Raw genomic sequence first — 18,344 nt, 5'->3', positions numbered from 1 at the left:
GCTCCCGATGCTCTCGCCTCTCACCCACGACGACCCAGCCCGCATCGCGGCGTACCGGTTGCTTGCCCGGCTCGGCAGCGGCGGCATGGGCACGGTCTACCTTGCACGAGCGGCTTCGGGGCGCACCGTCGCACTGAAGACGATGCACGCCCGGATCGCGGCGGATCCCGCGTCCCGTACCCGGTTCCACCTGGAGATCGACGCAGCACGGGTGATCGGCGGGCGGTACGGGGCCGATGTGTTCGATGCGGATCCTTCGGCGCCCACACCGTGGCTGGCGACGGAATACGTGATCGGACCTCCCCTCGGTGAAGCGGTCGGTGCGTTCGGCCCCCTGCCGGAGCCCGCAGTGCGCGCACTGGGGACCGCCTTGTGCGAGGCCCTGGGGCAACTCCACAGCTCGGACGTTGTCCACCGTGATCTCAAACCGTCCAACATCATGATCACCGCCGACGGTCCTCGCCTCATCGACTTCGGCATCGCACGCGCCCTCGGTGACGAGCACCTGACACGTACGGGAACGGCTGCGGGCACACCGGCCTACATGTCTCCCGAACAGGCCATGGGTCAGGAGCACACGGCCGCGGGTGATGTCTTCGCGCTGGCAGGCGTTCTGATCTTCGCGGCGACCGGCCACGCCCCGTTCGGTTCGGGACAGGTCGCGGACCTGCTGTACCGGGTCCGCTACGCCGATCCCGACCTGAGTCATGTTCCGTCGGCCCTCGCGCCGGCACTGTCGCGCTGCCTCGAGAAGGACCCGTCGAAGCGACCGACCACTGCGCAGCTCCGCGCGCAGCTGGCGACATCCCAAGAGGAATTCGCAGACCTTCTGCCTCAGCCGTTGCTCGACGAAATCGGCCGGCGGGCGACGGCCGTATGGCAGGCCCCTCCCGCCCGGCTACCCGTGCCGGCACCGGGACCGTACGACCCGACGGTCACCGCCGGCACCACCGCAGCCTCCACCGGGCCGTCTCGCCGCAAGCTCCTCACGATCGGCGGAGGTTCGCTACTCGCGGTGGCGGCTGCGGGGACCGGCGCTTGGGCACGGTGGGGACGAGGAGGCGGCGAAGAGGCTCCGTCGGCAGTGTGGCGGACGACCTTCACCGCTCCGGCTTCGGAGGAGCGCACGCCCCCCGTGGTGGTCGGCGACCACCTCGTGGTGAACGGCTCCTCCAGTGTGCGCGCGTTCGACGTGGCTACCGGTCGGCCGGCGTGGGCCAGCGGGGATCTCGCCGGGCCGTGGCGGACAGCGACGGACGGCAGCCAGCTCTACGGCCTGTCCCCGGTCGGCTCGAATCCCTATGCGTTCACCATCGCGAGCGTCGGCCTGAGTGATGGATCCTTCACATCCCAGGCCGCCCAGCTCGACAAGTGGGCCGGCGGCCTCAAGTACGAGCGACTGTTGTGCGTGGCGGACGGCAAGGCTTTCGCCGTGGCGGGAGTCAAGACGCGTAAGCGGGGAGAGACCCAGGTCGACGGCCCGGACACCATGTGGAGCCTTCTCTGCGCCGACCTTGCCAACGGCGAGGTTCTCTGGGACCTGTCACTGGGACGAACCGGTTCCGCCGGGCAGACGTACGTGATGGCGCGTGTCGTCGGCGAGTCCTTGGTCATCTGCGGCAAGGGGAGCTCCGGGCCGTACCTCACCTCGTACAACGCTCTCTACGATCACCGCGACTGGTCCGTCGAGGTTTCGCAGGCCGAACTCCACTCCGGACGCGGTCAGATGGCCGCAGACCACAAGAACATCTACCTCGGTGGTGGTGATGCGCTGCGCGCGCTGTCGCTGAGCACCGGGAAGACCGTCTGGTCCTATCACGGCTCCGCGACGGCGTACGGCGCTCCCACCGTCGATGACGGTGTGGTGTACGCGACTGAGACCGCCAAAGGCTCCCGCGGGCTCGTCGCCGTCGGCGCCGACAACGGCAAGCTGATCTGGCGCGAGAGCAATGCACCGGCCGCGTCCCCCGGCATCGACACTGCACCGGTGGTGGGCAGGACATACATCTACCGGCGGTCAGCGGACGGAATCGTCGCTGTCGACCGCACGAGCCACAAGGCGGCCTGGACATTCCGAACCGGTGCGACCGCCCTGGTGGCGCTGCCGAGCCGGAAGCTGTTGTTCGGTGTGGCGGAGAATTCTGTTGTCGCCCTGCCGTTCGACTGACTCGGTTCCGCATCAAGCCTTCGTCCGCGTACGCCTTGCCTTCGATGAGACCTCGTTGAAGAGAGACTTCCTATGACTCCCCTCGGCTTCGGTGATCCGCTCCGCCTCGGCCCCTACCGGCTCCTCGGTGTGCTCGGCGAAGGCGGCATGGGCAAGGTGTACCTGGGCCAGGACGCCTCCGGCACCGTGGCCGCGCTGAAGGTCCTGCGCCCCGACCTCGCCCACGACCAGAATCTGGCCCACCGCTTCCTGCGCGAGGCCCACACCGCCCAGGCGGTGACGAGCAAGGGCGTCGCGCGGGTGCTGGGCGCTCAGCTGGAAGGTGGGCGCCCCTGGATCGCATCGGAGTTCCTCTCCGGCCCGACCCTCGAGCAGGCCATCGGCGCGCAGGGTCCGTTCGACGAGAACGGTGTCCGGGCACTTGCCGCCGCACTCGCAACCACCCTGTCCGACATTCACGCCGCCGGGCTGGTTCATCGTGACCTGAAGCCGGCCAACATCGTGCTGACATCGAAGGGTCCCCGGATCATCGATTTCGGCATCGCCCGTCCCGAGCATGGCCTCACCCTCACCACGACCGGCCAGGTCCCGGTCACACCGGGTTTCGGTGCGCCGGAGCAGGTTCTCGGGCAACGGGTGGGACCGGCCGCAGACGTCTTCTCGCTCGGAGCCGTTCTGGTCTACGCAGCCAGTGGACGGCCTGCTTACAGCGGATCGCACGTGGCCGCGGTTCAGTACGCGGTCGTGCACGGCGAGCCCGACCTCACAGCGGTACCACCGAGTCTTCAGGCTCTTATCGGGCCCTGCCTGTCCAAGGATCCGACACAACGTCCCGTGCCGGCACAGATCGCCGCAGCCTTCGCCCCGCCGCCAGGGGCACGGCGTATCTGGCAGCGAGGCCCGGTCGGCGAGGTGATCAGACAGCACGAGACCCAGACCAAGCAGTACACGACGGTTGTGCGCAACGGACGGCAGTCGAGCACGTCCCGGCGCCGGTTCCTTGCCACGCTCGGAGCCAGTGGTGCGCTTCTTGCCGCAGGCGGAGGTACGACAGCGTGGTTGATGTCGCGCGACGATCTACCGCCGGCCGGTGACGTCCCGCCCGCCAGGCTCATCAAGGATCCGAGCTCGGGCAACTACTACGACAACAAGCCGCCGCGGCCGTTCTGGGGCCCGCTCAAGGTGGCCGCCACGGACTCCCCTGCGCCGCTGGTGCTGCGCGACGTGGTGATCTTCGCCTCTTCGAACGGCGGACTGACCGCACGCAAGATCACGGACGGTACGGAGAAGTGGGCGTTGCCCGACATCGATGCGTCCGCACGCTATGTGGCGGTGGGGCGCACCCAGTTCGCCGCAGTCGACGGAAAGGGCAATCTGCACATCCATGACGCCTCCACTAGCGAACGCTTGTGGAGCGTCGCACTCGGGGTGACACGAGTACTCGCCGCCGACCGTTCCACCGTGTACGCCGCCACGACCGACGACAATCTGCGGGCAGTGGACCGAAGCAGCCACAAGAACAGATGGCCGGTACCCACCGCCTACGTCGCACCCATCGGAAAGACCGCCGAGGCTGCAGCGGGCGACGGTCATCTGGTGGTGTCCAGCGAAGACGGTACGGTCTTCGCCTTCGACTCGAAGACCGGCAAGAAGTCATGGGAACTGACGGGACAGAACAAGGGAACGGCCTTCGCTCCCGTCATCGCCAACGGGACGGTTTATCTGGGCGGCAACGAACTCCTGGCCTGCCGTCTCAGTGACGGGGAAGAGCTCTGGAAGGCCCTTGGCACCTGGGGTCCTCCGACTCTGGACGGCGATTACATTCTCTCCGTGGACGGCGGTGGCCAATGGTCTGTGTACCGCCAACGTCCTGTCCGCTTCTCCGCGTATACGGGCGAAGAAGACTCGGACTGGTATGCAGCACCCGAAGGCGATGACGCGCCCATGGTGGCTCCGCTCATCCAGGGCCACTCGATGTGGTTGGTCGAGGGGGGCGACACCAAGGGCATCACCGCCCTCAACAAGGACACCGGCGAACCCGCTTGGACATACAAACCTGAACGGGGCGGCACCTGGCGCATGGCGGCTGCCGGCAATCGCGTCTTTCTGCTGAATGGCGGAGAAGCGGTGGCCATGCCGGTCTTCTGACGACAAAACCGGGGTGGGCGCCTCCCGCGCGCGCCCACCCCGGTCTTGCTTTGCCGCTCCTACGAGCCTCGGCCTAGCGGAAGTAGCTGGCCGCCTTCTTGTCGCCTTCCATGTACGTACCACCGGACTGGGCGACGACGTGGCCGATACCGGTCAGCGCCTGGTGGATGTCGTTCGCTTCCTTGTCCCAGCGGTTCAGCTTCTCGTTGAAGGTGTCCTGGGCCTGGCCCTCCCAGTACTGCAGGCTGCTCACCACCAGCCGCCGCAGCTCCTGGAGGTCCCGCTCAAGCTCGCTCGCCTCGTTGCCGATCTTCGTCGCCGCGACGTCGAGACCGTCATAAGTGACTGACAGGCCGTCAGCGTTGTTGGCCATACCTGTTACCTCGTCTCGCTGATGTGTATCTGGTCGATGTGCCGGCTGCCCGGCAGAAGTCCTGAGTTCCGCTCGGATCAGTAGGAGCTGAGCGGGGACACGGTCGGGGCGCCGTCCCGGACGTCGATCTTGTTGACGGCCGCCCGGACCTCGTCTTCCTTGCTGTCCTTGATGTTGCGCGTCGCGGTCATGGCCTCGATGACGTCACCGAGGATGCCGCCGATGGCCTGCAGCGACTGGTTGATCTCGTACTGCTTCGAGTCGAAGGCGGCACGACCGATACCGTGCCACTGGCCCTCCAGGCCGTCGATCACGCCCTGCAGACCGTGCACGCGCTTGCGGATGCCCTCGTACTTCTCCAGCATCTGCTTCTGCAGGTGGATTACTGATGCATCTTCGAGCTTCTGCTTGTTGTCGGCCATCTCAGCCCTTTCTCTGTCTGTCTCTCTGGTCCAACTGTCTCGGCCCACCGCCGCGCGGAGCGCTACGGCGGTGAGCGCGTCCTGCATGCCCTATCCGAAGAGCACAGGGCTACAGACGGCTGACGACATCACCTGGCACGCCGCGCCCGCGCGACGGCCACGCCCCCACCGCCGACCACGACGACCGCGGCCACGGCGCCGAGCACGACCCAGAGGGTGCTGTTGTCGTTCGACGACTCCGTGCTCGATCCTGCCGCCGAAGTCCCGCCGGTAGAACCCTTTTCCGGGGCTTGTGACGGGGTTGATGCGGAAGAGGAGGGGGCGGACGGGGAGGAAGAAGAGGAGGAGGTCGAGGATGCTGCGGACTTGGCGAGCAGGTCGCCGCCGTTCTCCGCCCGGAGCGGGTCCACGTTGGCCGGGCCCGCGTCGTAGTTCTGCTTCGCCAGAACGAGACGGGGTCGAATCAGCCCATAGCCGCCGTACTTGCTCGGGTTGTTCTTGGCCCATGTACGGCCGGCCGTGTCGATCAGGGCACGGGTGACCTGGTTCACCGTCCAGTCAGGGTGCGCGGACCAGATCAGAGCGGCGGCGCCCGAGGCGATCGCGGCTGCCGAACTCGTACCGTTCACGTCGTCGCAGTACGAACGGAAGTTGGTGTCGCACCATCCCGGAAAGCCCTGGCCTGGTGCCGAGAGGTCCACGTAGTTACCGGACGAGGAGAACTTCGACACCGTGAGGGACTTGTCGACCGATGCAACGCCGATCACGTACGGGAAGGCGGCTGGGTAACCGATGTTGTCTCCCGACGTCCGACCATCATTGCCAACTGCCGCGATGAGCAACTTGCCCTTCGCGGCGGCGTACTTGATGGCCTCTTCCACCTTGGGCATAGGCGCCATCTCGCCGAACGACATGCTGATGATCTTCGCGTCGGTGTCGGCCGCCGCCCTGATCGCGTCCTCGGGTTCAGGAGTCTTCTTCTTCTCTTCCGACCCGCCCTTCAGACCTTTCAGCTCGATCCGATACGGAACGATCTTCGCATCCGGCGCCAGACCCTTCAGAGTGCCACCGGCTCCCGTACCCGCGATCAACTCGGCCATGGTCGTCCCGTGACCCTTGTAGTCGACCGTCGCACGGTACGCCACCGACTTCGGAGTCTCGTCGGTCAGAACCTGGCCCTTGAGGGACGTCGTGTTCGCGTTCACTCCGCTGTCAATGACGGCGACCTTCACACCCTTACCCGTGCTGACCTTCCACATCTGCTCGGCCTGCATCGGACCCAGGTACCACTGCTTCGCCTGGACATCGTCCGCAACAGCACTCGGAGCGAAACCCACGGTCGCTGCCGCCAGGGCGCCGACGACCGCGCCCACAGCACGCACTCGTCTACCGCTATGCGTCCCGTGGAGCGCTGTCCGCTCGGCTCGTCGGCTTATCCCTGACTTCATCGTCTTCCGTGTCCTCGCTCGTGGTTCAGTTCGTCACCGGCGGCACATCACGCCGGGGATTGTCGGGCAGATGCGTCTCTTCGTCCGCATCCTCGGGCTTACCCTTTCGGCCGGCACCACGTACCAGTCCGGCACCACCCCGCGTCATGCCGTTCCGCTCGGCTCCCGCGCCGGAGTTCCGCCCGGTCGGCCTGCCCGTGACAGCCTCGGGCGTACCCGCGGCGGTCCGAGACCCGGTCGAACGAACCGGCTTCGCACCCGGCCGCGCCGCGGACTCGGGCGCACCGAAGACACCACGCTGACCGAGCCGACCGGCCGTGGACTGCGAATGGGCCTGTCCCTCAGCCCCGACGACCGTGCCACGGGGAATCCTCGCCGCGCCCTTAGTCGGACCGCCGGTGGCCGTGGGGCGCCCCCCGACGACTCCGTTGGAACGGCCGGCGCCGGTGGTCGGCGTGGCATTCCCCCGGGGTGCCGAGGTGCCGCCGGGCCGCGGCGTACCACCGGTGACCGCACGGCCCATCGGGGAGGCAGTGCCCTTGCCAACGGGCTGTCCCGTCGACGTGGCCCGCCCCATCTGGTTCATGGGTCCTTGTGCCCCGGCGCGGCCGGGGCCCTGAGGATTGGTCAGCCCGGCCGTGCCCGCACGCCCCTGAGCGACGGGAGGGGTACGGTACCCAGCCGAGCCACTCAGCCCTCTGCCCGATGTCGGATTGGGCAGCGGAACCCGGTAACCGGCGCCACCCAACGGATCGGGTTGGCCGCCGCCTGCCGGGGGCGTGCCCGTGACCGGCGGGGTGGGGCCGGTCGTATGTGTGGTCGTAGGCGGAGGCAGCGTGCCGGTGCTGTCGATATTCGTACCGACGGGCGGCTCCACAGGGAGCGGGACCGTGTGGTTGTTGTGCGTCGTCGGGACGTGGGGCGGGGTGGTGTCGCCGGTGACGTGGTGGGCGACATTGTCCGCCCCCGCCGCAGTTGGGTGATGACCGACGGTGGGCGCCGAGCCGGTTCCCGTATGCGCGCCTGTACCGGACGTCGGACGGTCAACCCCGCGCGAGTCGACGGGCCGCGGCCGAGGCACGCCCACGTCGGGCATCGACGTGAAATTCGGCGTCTTGTCCTTGGCGGGCAGGGCCGCCAGAACCTCTTCCGAGACCGCGTAGTACGAGGCCAACCGGTTCATCTGGTTGATCGCCTCTTGGCGGTCCTTCTCCACCTGGACGGCGTGGTCGTAGTCTGCCTTGTTCGCGGCCTTCTCGGCAGGGGTGAACTGCTCGGGCCGCTTCGACTCAGCCCTGGTGTCACGAGCCGGCATGGAACCACGCACGGCCGCAAGACCCACCGCGGCAGCGGTGATCTGGTCGCCTGCCGCTCCAGCGAACTCGCTCAGGTGGTGCGTGTTGGTGACGAGGTTGTCACCCCAGTCACGGAAGGACTCGCCCGATACTCCGACCCAATGAACCTGGTCGATGTTGGCCTTGAGGTCGTCGGCGGCCTTCTTGATGGCGTCGCGCGCATCCCACAGGGCCTTGCCGGAGGACTCAAGGTCCTCCGGGTCGGTCGACTCGACCAGATCGATCATCTGGTTCAGATCGAGGTTGCGCTTGTCGAAGTCCGTCCTGGCGGCGACAGCCCGCCCAAAGGGAGTCGCTTCGACCACCGAGCGCATCAGGCCGTTGAGGAATCCGCCGCGCGGACCGTCCTCGATACCGCGGACGATGTCCGTCGCGGAGTTCTGCTGAGAGACGCGATGCAGATCGTCCTTGTGCTGCTTGTCCGTCATCGTCACGCCTTCGTCTTGGTGCCGCTGCTGGCGTGCTGCTTGTCGTCCGCCTCGGGCTGGAGCTTCTTGATCTCCGCCTGGATCGCCCAGAACCGCTGACGCTGCTCCTCTTCGAGATTGTCGAAGCCCCTGTGCGCACCCTTGACCGCGATGCCGATCGCCTCGATCTGCAGGTGCAGCGTCCTGGACAGGGTCGTCAGCTCGTGATGGACCCGGGTGTACTGCTTGTACAGACCGTGCGCCTCAGGAAACTCGCTCTCACCACCCGAGGTCAGGGACGAAGCCCTGATCGTCTGGGCGCTGACCTTCGCCGGGTTGCCTGCGGACCCTTCGAGCGCGCTGAGCACCTTGTCCACTTGACCCACGAACTTGTCCAGCGCCTCACCACTGGCCTCCAAGTTCGCCGCCCTGGTCGCCGACACGCCCCCCACCATGTCTGACGGAAGCACGACGCTCCTCCCCGTTTCCCCGTACATCCATCGGCCCGTCCGGAACCGGAGGCCGACCAACCACTCGCCGTACGATCGCAAAGCGAGTCGCGCCTCACAACGCGTTTACCACTCTAGTCAACCTGCCCAACCGGTCCAACCAAGCGGTGTGTTGACTCGGCCTCACCACCGGCCCAGGTGCCACGCTTCGCCGGAATTGCCGGTTTGTGACAAGCGAACACACATTGACGCCGTCACGCGCCACCACTCCGTCGGCCAACGATGAGCACACCTGCGAGCATGAGAGCGTCACCCTCATGCGATCTACATCAAACCTCCACGTCTGATCGAGTCCGCGTTCCGGTGTTTCCAGTCGAAAGACATCACCTGGCACGTCGCGCCCGCGCGACGGCCACGCCCCCAGCCCCGACCACGACGACCGCGGCCGCGGCGCCGAGCACGATCCAGAGGGTGCTGTTGTCGTTCGACGACTCCGTGCTCGATCCTGCCGCCGAAGTCCCGCCGATAGAACCCTTTTCCGGGGCTTGTGACGGGGTTGATGCAGAAGAGGACGGGGCGGACGAGGAGGAGGCGGCGGACGCTGCGGACTTGGCGAGCAGGTCTCCGCCGTTCTCCTTGGCGAGCGGATCGACGTTCGCAGGGCCAGGGTTGTAATGGGAGTTCGCCAGAACCAGGCGGGGGCGAATGGTGCCGTAGCCGAGGTACTTGCTCGGGTCGTTCTTGGCCCACTTACGGCCGGCCGTGTCGACCAGAGCACGGGTTACCTGGTTCACCGTCCAATCAGGGTGCGCCGACCAGATCAGCGCCGCGGAAGCCGACGTGATCGCCGCTGCAGAACTCGTACCGTTCATGTCGTCGCAGTACGAGCGGAAGGCCGTGTCGCACCAACCGGGGAAGTCCTGGCCTGGCGCCGCGAAGTCCACGTAGTTTCCGGACGAGGAGAACTTGGAGACCGTGCCGGATTCATCGGACGCCGCCACACCGACCACGTAATGGAATGCGGCCGGGTATCCGATGTAGCCCCCTGCTTTTCCTCCCTCGTTGCCGACTGCGGCGATCAGCAGCTTGCCCTTCGAGGCGGCGTACTCGATAGCCGCCTCCTCCCTGGGGCCGGGCCCCTGAGAACCGAAGGACATGTTGATGATCTTCGCGTCGGTGTCGGCTGCCGCCCTGATCGCGTCCTCGGATTCGGGGGTTTTCTTCTTCTCTTCCGCCCCGCCCTTCAGACCTTCCAGCTCGATCCGATACGGAACGATCTTCGCACCCGGCGCCAGACCCTTCAGGCCACCACCCGCTCCGGTGCCCGCGATCAACTCGGCAATGGTCGTCCCGTGACCGTCGTAATCATCCGTAGCGCCGTAGGCCACCGACTTGGGTGTCTCGTCAGCAAGGACCTAACCCTTGAGCGACGGGGTGTCCGCCTTCACGCCAGTGTCAATGACAGCGACCTTGACGCCCTCACCCGTGCTGACCTTCCACATCTGCTCGGCCTGCATCGGCCCCAGATACCACTGCTTCGACTGGACGTCGTCCGCAACGGCACTCGGGGCAAAGCCCACAGTCATGGCCACCAGGGCACCGACAGCCGCCCCCAGCACACGCACTCGTCTGCCACTGCTCGTCCCATGGAGCGCAGCCCGCTCGGCCCGTCGGCCCATCCCTGACTTCATCGTCTTCCGTGTCCTCAATCGCGTCACCTGGCCACCGGCGGCAGATCACGCCGGGGCTCATCGTGCAGATGGCGCAGAAGGCCTGCCCGTGACAGCCTCCAACGCGCGCCCGCCCCACACACAGCACAGTTCACCACCGGTGAACGTACCGGAGGCGCGCATCTCACAGAGCCTTGCCGGAGGGCTCTCGAACCACTGCCCTCCAAGTTCGCCACCCTGGTCGCCGGCGCGCCCCCACCATGCCTGACGGGAGCACGACGTACCTCCCCGTTTGGCTCACGATGGGCGCGTTCCAGCTCGGGACGCATCGCCCGTCCGTGATCTCCATCAGATCTCCACGCTCGACAGGTCACCCGCTCTCCAGCTCCACCGAAACGGACCGAGCCGCAGCTCAGATGATCTTCGCAGCAATAAGCCTTTCGTTTCCCGCCGGTCGCCGCCTTGACGCCAACCTCCGCTGTCACAGCACGTCACGCCGTGTAAAGCACGCCCAGGAGCGACATGCACGAACAGCTCCGGGTGGCGGAGCAGAAGCGTCTGTGGGGGTCAACTCGGCGCCTCGGCCCGGGGCCGGCAGAAACGAACCGGGGCTCACTCCGGTGGAGTCGACGCTTGCGACACAGAAGCCACGCGGCTAGGTTCCCCCGCAGTTTGGCCGGTTCTGGTGTTCGTGCGCGGGGGAGGCCCAAGGTGGCGTGGGAAGAGTGGGAACAGCTCAAGACCCAAGCAGCCGAGCGTAGATCGCCCAGCATGCAACTGAACCACGCTCCTGATGCCGGGGGCGTTGGCGGTTCGGGGGATTTGGTCGTCCACCAGGATGACTTGGGCGCCGTCGGACACGAGGCCTTTGCGTTGCACAGTGACCTGCACAGCCAGGCCGACGTGGCCGGCATGGGAGTGGACGCGCACGGGTCCGGTTCCACGATGCAGGCCGCGACAGAGCTGTCACACTCGAATTTCGCCTTGGGAGACAGCCTTTCCCTGACCGTCGAGATATGGACGAGTCAGGTCAAGTCATTGCTGGACGCCTGCGCTCTCATTTCGAACCACCTCGACTTTTCGAAGAAGATGCACGCGAACGATGACGCGGAAATCGCGGCGGCGGTCAGCGGCAGGGATGGTTCCGGCAGGTCGGTCTCGGAGCTCGGCAAGTACTTCAAGTAACGGGGGCTGTTGTGTCCGGCATTACTATGACGAACTTGTCAGAGGTCGACCTCGGGAAGTTGAAGACCTCTGTCGCTCACTGGAAAAAGATGGTCGACAACCTTGACAAGCTTGCGGAGAGAGCTGAGAAAGGGCTGCTTGCGAAGTCGGAGGGCGCCCAGTGGGCCGGCGTGAACGCCGAGGTTACACGGCAGTTCGTCAAGAAGACGGCCAAGGAGTTCCGAGACGCCCACGCCGAGGCATCGAGCATCTACCAGGTTCTCGACGACGCCTGCGCCGAACTGGTGGAACTCCAGAAGAAGCTGAACGCGGCCCTTCACACAGAGGCACCGCAACTGGGCCTGAGGGTCAGTGACACAGGTGACGGGAAGGTGCACGTCTTCTACCCGCACGACCGCACCACCGACGACACCCACACCGAGAGCGAGCGGAACGCCGCTCAGGAGCTCGCCGATCGCATCGCCGAGATCATTTCGCAAGCCCGGGAGATAGACCACTCCGTGAGTCTGGCACTGCGCAAGAGTCACGGGAACGACGAGTTCAACTTCGGGCACGAAAACTACAAGTCGCTCGACGACGCTCAGGAGCAGCGGGCCGAGGAGTTGGCCAAGAAGAGTCTACGGCTCTACAAGGAGGGCAAGGAGCTCTCCACGGAGGAGCTGCGAGAACTCCAGACGCTTATCAAGTACAACGCGGACGACAAGGAGTTCGCAACCGACCTGTACCGCGGCCTCGGTCAGGAGAGGGCACTGCGGTTCCAGGCTCAGCTTTCGCTCGACGGCACCGCGGATGGCGGCGAGCAGCTTCGTCTCGCTCGGAGCATCCAGGACAGCATGGGCACGGCGCTCGCCACCGCGGCTCCCGGCCTTGGAGACAAGTGGACCGACGAACTCATGCGCCTCGGGCGCAGTGATCTCGACCTGCAGATGCAGGGCAACAGGATGGTGCCCAAGGGATACCAGGTACTCGGCACGCTTCTCCGGCACGGGGAGTACCCGAAGAGCTTCCTCGACAAGGTCGGCAAGGACATGATCGCGTACGAGCGGGAAGGCGGAGCCTGGGGTCGGCCCGACGGAAGCTACGCGCGTATGAAGGACTTCGGTCTGAACGCCGACAAGGAAGGCGGCCGTGGCTGGGACCCGATCACGGGTCTTCTGGAGGCCTATGGTCACAATCCCGATGCGGCCACGGACTTCTTCCACTCCCATGTCGCGGGGCCGGGCAAGCAGATGACCAATCTTGACTACTTGATGGGCATGGGGGCGGACGGCAAGGGCGACGGTGCTCGCGAGTGGATTCCTGACATGACCGCTCCCCTCGCGGCCAAGGACCCCGAGATCTACGGCAAGGACGCGCTGGGTCACGCCCTGGAGGCCGCGGTGTCCGGGCTTCCGTACGACCACGGTGACGTCGGTGCTCACCCCGAGCACACCGAGCAGCGCCGGGACATCATGGACCAGGTCATCAACGCGGTGGCGGCGAACCCCGAGCTGGCCGACGACACGATGGCCGACAGCCTCGGGCGGATGGCCGGCGAGTACATGCCCGAGATGAACTCGACGCTGAGCCAGTCCAACGACTTCGACGATCTTTACGGCAGCCCGACCAAGTTCACCAGTGCGCTTGCCACCGTCGAGTTCCTCGACACGGTCGGCAGGAACCCGGACGGCTATGCCGAGGCGACCCTAGGGGCGGAGAACTACTCCGCCGGGCTGATGCAGGACGCCACGGCGCACCCAGAGAAATACGCGGGGACCCCGTCCGAGAACCTGAAGCACATCGCCTACAACACAGGCACCGTGGAAGGCATCCTCTCCGGAGCCCGGCATGACCAGATCGTCACCGAGGGCCAGCAGAGCGACCAGGACTACAACGACGCGTTGCAGAAACGCGCGGACATGTTCAACACCGCCTTCGGTTCCACCGTCGGCCTGGCCACCGAGCGCGTGCCCATCGCCGGGGAAGTCATCAACGGCGTCACCGAGGTGGTCGTGGGCGAGATGGTCGAGGGAGCGGAGCGGAACACCTCCGCCGAGACGGCACACAAGGCGGGCGAGTCCTCGTTCAACGCCCGGCAGAACGCCCTTGACCAGGCTGCGAACGGACTCATGGTCGCCGGCACCCCGCGCGGTGTGGACGCGACGGATATGCACCGTGCCGTGACACAACAGACCGGTGAGGGCTTCGATCACGGTAAGGAACTTCAGCGCGAGGCCAAGGATCACTACAAGCGCAACCCTCCGAAGTGACTTTGATTGCGCGAGCCTTTGACAATGTCGGCAGAACGAGCGACCCAGCAGGGAAGACATGAGCGTCGGAAGAATGTCCGGCAGAGCGAAGGCGCTCTGTGCCGTGGTGGTGCTGGCGGTCCTCGGCGCGGGTATCTACGTCTGGTCGGCCCGCTCCGGCGAGGATGACGCCGACGCGCTCAAGGCCCCGGCCAGACCCTGCTGGAACGGGACCCCGCATCAGGACACCTTGCAGAAGCTTCTCGGTCCGGGCAGCAGACTGCTGCATGAGCAGGATGCCTTCCGGGTGGTCGACGAGCACTATCCGAGTCACTGCCAGTACGAGGCGCGCAGCGAGGGCTCGCTGGACACGGTTCTCGACGTGGACATCGCCTGGAGCCATGACTCGCTTCCCGTCAAAGAGCTCCCGACGGCCGACGCGCGGGGGGACGAGCCTCGTACCCGGATGGACATGGGTGTCCTCGCGTACTACCTCAGGGCCTCGCAGGTGGTGTTCTTCGAGTGCGCCGCCGATCTACCTGCCGACGCGCCCGCCTACATGAAGCGGGACCGGTACATCAAGGTCGATGTCCTGGCGCGGCCGATGAAGGGAAGCGGCCTGTCCGCGGCCGAGGCCCGCGAGGTCGGGGTGGACATCACGCTTCAGCTGGCGCGGGATGTCGCCGGGCAGGCCGGCTGCACGAACGACACCCGTCTCCCGAGTTCGGTTCCTTCGATCACCGAGGTCAACTGGCCCGGCTACGAGGAGTGACTCGCCCAGGTCCCGCCGCTCAAGCGGAAGCCCAGATTCAGGGGGCACCCAGGTCCGCCGTAATCTGGGGCCATGGAGCAATGGGCTGGGATTCTGGTGTTGGTGTTGCTGTTCGCCTTCATCGCGGGCATGTTCACCCTCGTGTTCACCGTGTCCGCGCGCGGGCGCAAGAAGGATGCGCGTATCCGGGAGGATTACGCGCAGCTTGCCCGGATCGCTCCGGAACGTGGGTGGACGTACGAGCCTCGCGTGCAGGGGCGGATCGACCAGTACTGTGGCGTGCGCCCCTTTCCCAGCCGTGGGAGCAATCTGCGCGCCTGGCACTACACCACGGGAGAATTCCGCGGTCGCGTCTTCCAGTGCTTCGAGTACCGCTCCATGAATGTCGCGTCGGGCGCCGACGTGGGGGAACGCAAGCAGCCCACCATCGAGGCGGTGTTCATCGTCACGACGCCCGGCTCGGGGCCGTTCGTACAGATACTCCGTCCGAGGCTGCTGGACACGCTGTTCGACCGTAGGCCCAAGACGCAGCTCGGCGTGCCGGAATTCGATCGGGACTTTCGGGTCATCACGGAAGACGAGGAATTCGTCCGGAATGTTCTGGGCCGCGCAGTGGTGCCCTATCTGCTGTCGGACCTCCGGACCGAGAAGTCACCACTCCAGCTGCGTGACAACGAACTGTTCACGTGGTACCGGGGCACCCTGTCCCCGCAGGCCGTCGAGGAGAAGTTGAACTACCTGTGCGACATCCTGGACCGGATCCCGGAAGAGGCTTGGGCTGCTGCCTGAGCATTCAGGCAGGGTTTTCCCCGGCCGGACGTACCGTCCGCAGGAAGGCCTTGAAGTCGTCGATCACCTGGGCGAGCTGCGTCGGCTTCGCGGTGAGGACGAATTCGACGACCGCGCGCTTCGCCGGATTCCTGACGTCCTCCATGCCGAGGTACACCTGGCTCTGGAGCAGTTCCAGCGGTTCCCCCTTCAAGGTGGTGTGGAGGCGGAGGTTCTGCGCCACCCCCGGGGAGTCCGTCAGGCCCGGGATGTCCGGGGTCCCCACTTCGGCCTTCTTGATGACCTCCACGGTTCCCGCCTGCTCCAGCCGGCGCACCGACTCGTCGGCGATCTGCCACATGGTGGCACTGTCGTTGCGCATCCGCCCGGCGATGGTGATGTTCGCGGTGAACCCGTCGACGGAGGCGGGATGGAGCGCGACGAAGGCGACGCCGGGTGCTCCCACCTCGTCCGGCGGCGCGGCCTGCCAGCCGTCCGGCAACGAGAACGAGATCTTGACCGGCAACGTGGCCGTCATGGTGAACTCATTTCCTTGATGTGCGCCAGTTCAGCCTAGAACCAGCTGCCGACCGTGTCGTCCCAGGTGTCGCCGACCCAGTCGGCCGCGTCACCGACCGAGTCGACCATCTTGGCCGGATCGACCGTGACGTCGAAGGAGACCTTGCCACCGACGCCCAGGCCGGCTCCGAGCTCGCCGCCGACGGTGAACTTGCCGTCCGTCATTCCCAGGTCGGCGTTGGCGGAGGCCCCCACGCCCGCCCATGCCTCGCCGCTGACACCGGCGCCGACGCCGCCGACGTCGGCGGAGGCCGACCCGGTGGCCTTGGCCCCTGCGAAGGCCTCCGCTCCGGCGTGCACCCCGTCCTTGCCGACGCCCACGGTGGCGGAGGCCTCGGCGCCCGCATAGGCCTTCGCCTCGGCCTGGCCCGAGGCCATGCCGTACTCCACGCTGCCGTTCGCGGAAGCCTGTGCCAGGTACGCACTTCCCGACAGTCCGGCCTGCAGCCGGCCGTTGGTGATGCTCGCACCGGCCGTTCCGTCGACGCCGAGCGCGGAGACGCCGAGCGAGCCCTTCATCTTGCCATCGCCCAAAAAGGACGTCTCGCCCTTGGTGCCGTCGGACCACGCACTGGCGCCGCCCTGCCACTCGGCCAGCTTGACCGTCAGATTGGTCTTCCTGCCCGGTGCGGCTCCCTCTTCCTCCCCCGGTTGGGCAGGCTTCTCCCGGACGAACCAGTTGCCGTTCTCGTCCTTCCCCCAGACCTTGTCCGTGCGGTGGAAGCCGTCACCCTTCGGCAACCAGTGCTCCGTCTCCCACTTCCACCGGTTCTGGGTGGTCTTGCCGACCCCGTGGTCCTGGATCCACTTCCAGTCGTCGACCCGCTGTCGGGCATCCGCGAGCCAGCCAGGGCTGTGCGCGGCACCGCCCGCGAGGTCGTCGAGCTTCTTGGTCAGCTTCTCCAGTTCGGGCTTGAGCTGCTTACGCGCGGCGTTCAGCGTCGCTTCCGCCGCCTCGTGATCCCCGGACTTCCACTGCTCGATCGCTGTCGAGGCCTGCTTCTGCGCCCATCCCAGCGTGGAGGAGTACGACGTGATCGCCGTGGCCGCTCCCGACATCGCGTCGGACGCGCGGTACCAGTTGGCTCTCTCCTTGGCCAAGGTGGGCCAGAAGACCTCACTGGCCTCACCCTTCCAGCCCGGGATCTTCAGGTCACGCAGACCGTCGCCGATCTTGTCGAACTTCGTGGACCAGCCGGTGAGGGTGGTGGCGAGCTCGGTCAGCTTTCCGGGGTCTCCCGGGACGAGCTCCTTCGGATCGGTCGTCGACCCCAGCTCGATTGCCATGGATGCGGTTTTCCTGTCTCTGACTCAGTCTTCAACTCAAGTCCGACTTGACCGAGTTCACCGCGTCGCGGATGGCGGCATCCGTCTCCGCGTAGTCGTTATTGGCCGAGTTCAGCCCGCCCGCCAGGGTCGCCGCGCAGTCGGCGAGAAACTCGGCCCCCAACTCCCACGTGGCGCAGAACGTGACCAATGCCGAGGCCGCCGAATCATCTCCGAGCGCATCGCCTTGCTCGGACGGCTCCTTCATGTCGACCTTCTCGACCGGCGTGAGCAGTTCCAGAATGTCCGAAGCGCCTTTCTTGAGGACCCCTGGCCCCACTCCGAGATCAGCCGACACGAGATATCCGTCCTTCTTCTTCCAATGCCGCCTGCACATCTGTGTTCTGGCGAATGACCAGGCCACGCTAGCACCAACTCGGCGCCACTGAACGCCAGCTCACCGCCCCCACAGATCCGTCCGTCCGTTCCCCATATCAGTGAAGACCGTCGACAGTCAGGGTGAAGAATTCATGGGTCTCCTCCATTGGCAAGCCGGATAACTGCTGCCGGTATGCTTCGGGCGTTCTCTTTGATCATCTGCAATGGAGCCCACAATGACCACAGCCCGCCTGTCCGCAACAGCTTGGGGTCTTTCGGCCGTTGCCGCCGGTGTGCTGCTCGTCGGCTGCTCAGGCTCGGTCACCGTGGAGAAGTCGAAGCCGACACTGTCTGCGGACGAACTGGCGACCACGGTTTCCGAGAAGCTCGCCGCCCAGACGGGCCGGCCGAAGCCGCACATCACCTGTCCACAGGACCTCGCGGGCAAGGTCGGCACCACCACGCGCTGCACGCTCACCGCGGACGACGGCAGCACCCTGGGGGTGACCGTGACCGTTTCCTCCGTGGAGGGGAAGCAGATCAACTTCGACATCAAGGCCGACGACAAGGCTTCTCCGCCCGCGAACTGACGCCGGCCCCTGGCGCGGGTGGACCGCAGACATGCGGAGGCGGGGGGGGGGGGGGGGGGGGGGGGGGGGGGGGGGGGGGGGGGGGGGTGGGGGGGGGGGGAGGGAGGGGGGGGGAGGGGGTGAGGGGTGGTACTCTCTC

15 protein-coding genes and 1 pseudogene are annotated in these 18,344 nt (G+C 66.4%); 7 read left to right on the top strand and 9 right to left on the bottom strand.

Annotation, left to right across the window (positions count from 1 at the left end; genetic code table 11):
* Positions 1–7 precede the first annotated feature (7 nt).
* Both ACZ4U1_RS26940 and ACZ4U1_RS26935 read left to right on the top strand, forming a co-directional pair.
* Positions 8–2,167 carry a protein kinase domain-containing protein gene (locus tag ACZ4U1_RS26940; protein ID WP_467906651.1) on the top strand — a complete coding sequence of 720 codons (2,160 nt, stop codon included), beginning with the start codon at positions 8–10 and terminating at the stop codon, positions 2,165–2,167.
* A 72-nt stretch (positions 2,168–2,239) separates the two neighbouring features.
* Positions 2,240–4,315: a protein kinase domain-containing protein gene (locus ACZ4U1_RS26935; RefSeq protein ID WP_467906650.1), complete on the top strand. Its 2,076-nt coding sequence runs from the start codon at positions 2,240–2,242 to the stop codon at positions 4,313–4,315.
* A 73-nt stretch (positions 4,316–4,388) separates the two neighbouring features.
* On the opposite strand, the gene ACZ4U1_RS26930 is transcribed toward ACZ4U1_RS26935, so the two are convergent.
* From ACZ4U1_RS26930 to ACZ4U1_RS26905, 6 genes and pseudogenes are all read right to left on the bottom strand, one after another.
* Complete coding sequence (locus ACZ4U1_RS26930; RefSeq protein ID WP_467906649.1) at positions 4,389–4,688, bottom strand: WXG100 family type VII secretion target; 300 nt, start codon at positions 4,686–4,688, stop codon at positions 4,389–4,391.
* Between the two features lie 77 nt (positions 4,689–4,765).
* A complete protein-coding gene (locus ACZ4U1_RS26925; RefSeq protein ID WP_208034745.1) occupies positions 4,766–5,110 on the bottom strand; it encodes a WXG100 family type VII secretion target in 345 nt (114 codons plus the stop codon).
* Positions 5,111–5,238: 128 nt separating this feature from the next.
* The gene (locus ACZ4U1_RS26920) at positions 5,239–6,492 is read right to left on the bottom strand and encodes a S8 family serine peptidase (RefSeq protein WP_467906648.1); all 1,254 of its coding nucleotides are present in this window, start codon (positions 6,490–6,492) and stop codon (positions 5,239–5,241) included.
* Between the two features lie 91 nt (positions 6,493–6,583).
* Positions 6,584–8,341, bottom strand: a complete 1,758-nt coding sequence (locus ACZ4U1_RS26915; protein ID WP_467906647.1) for a DUF5585 domain-containing protein — start codon at positions 8,339–8,341, stop codon at positions 6,584–6,586.
* 2 nt (positions 8,342–8,343) lie between these two features.
* Positions 8,344–8,763 carry a hypothetical protein gene (locus ACZ4U1_RS26910; protein WP_467906646.1) on the bottom strand — a complete coding sequence of 140 codons (420 nt, stop codon included), beginning with the start codon at positions 8,761–8,763 and terminating at the stop codon, positions 8,344–8,346.
* 389 nt (positions 8,764–9,152) lie between these two features.
* Positions 9,153–10,394, bottom strand: a pseudogene (locus tag ACZ4U1_RS26905) (S8 family serine peptidase).
* A 756-nt stretch (positions 10,395–11,150) separates the two neighbouring features.
* On the opposite strand from ACZ4U1_RS26905, the gene ACZ4U1_RS26900 reads away from it, so the two are divergent.
* The 4 genes from ACZ4U1_RS26900 (at position 11,151) to ACZ4U1_RS26885 (ending at position 15,413) form a co-directional block, all read left to right on the top strand.
* On the top strand, positions 11,151–11,624 hold the full coding sequence (locus ACZ4U1_RS26900; protein WP_467906645.1) for a hypothetical protein: 474 nt from the start codon (positions 11,151–11,153) through the stop codon (positions 11,622–11,624).
* Positions 11,625–11,659: 35 nt separating this feature from the next.
* The gene (locus ACZ4U1_RS26895; protein ID WP_467906644.1) at positions 11,660–13,873 is read left to right on the top strand and encodes a hypothetical protein; all 2,214 of its coding nucleotides are present in this window, start codon (positions 11,660–11,662) and stop codon (positions 13,871–13,873) included.
* Between the two features lie 103 nt (positions 13,874–13,976).
* Positions 13,977–14,624 (top strand): hypothetical protein, encoded by a 648-nt coding sequence (locus ACZ4U1_RS26890; RefSeq protein WP_467906642.1) that lies wholly within the window; start codon positions 13,977–13,979, stop codon positions 14,622–14,624.
* 72 nt (positions 14,625–14,696) lie between these two features.
* Positions 14,697–15,413: a hypothetical protein gene (locus ACZ4U1_RS26885; RefSeq protein WP_467906641.1), complete on the top strand. Its 717-nt coding sequence runs from the start codon at positions 14,697–14,699 to the stop codon at positions 15,411–15,413.
* A gap of 4 nt (positions 15,414–15,417) precedes the next feature.
* Here ACZ4U1_RS26885 and ACZ4U1_RS26880 read toward each other — a convergent pair whose 3' ends face one another.
* The 3 genes from ACZ4U1_RS26880 to ACZ4U1_RS26870 are packed head-to-tail and all read right to left on the bottom strand — an operon-like array spanning position 15,418 to position 17,595.
* Positions 15,418–15,930, bottom strand: coding sequence for a hypothetical protein (locus ACZ4U1_RS26880; protein WP_467906640.1), 513 nt, complete (start codon positions 15,928–15,930; stop codon positions 15,418–15,420).
* Positions 15,931–15,965: 35 nt separating this feature from the next.
* Positions 15,966–17,258: a putative T7SS-secreted protein gene (locus ACZ4U1_RS26875; RefSeq protein WP_467906638.1), complete on the bottom strand. Its 1,293-nt coding sequence runs from the start codon at positions 17,256–17,258 to the stop codon at positions 15,966–15,968.
* A 31-nt stretch (positions 17,259–17,289) separates the two neighbouring features.
* A complete protein-coding gene (locus ACZ4U1_RS26870; protein WP_467567165.1) occupies positions 17,290–17,595 on the bottom strand; it encodes a hypothetical protein in 306 nt (101 codons plus the stop codon).
* Positions 17,596–17,851: 256 nt separating this feature from the next.
* Here ACZ4U1_RS26870 and ACZ4U1_RS26865 point away from each other — a divergent pair, with 256 nt between their 5' ends.
* A complete protein-coding gene (locus tag ACZ4U1_RS26865; protein ID WP_467906636.1) occupies positions 17,852–18,205 on the top strand; it encodes a DUF4333 domain-containing protein in 354 nt (117 codons plus the stop codon).
* Positions 18,206–18,344 lie beyond the last annotated feature (139 nt).

The organism is Streptomyces sp. NPDC028928 (assembly GCF_055564915.1).
Note: the sequence above shows the minus strand (reverse complement) of the source record. Positions and strands in the feature narration are given on the sequence as shown.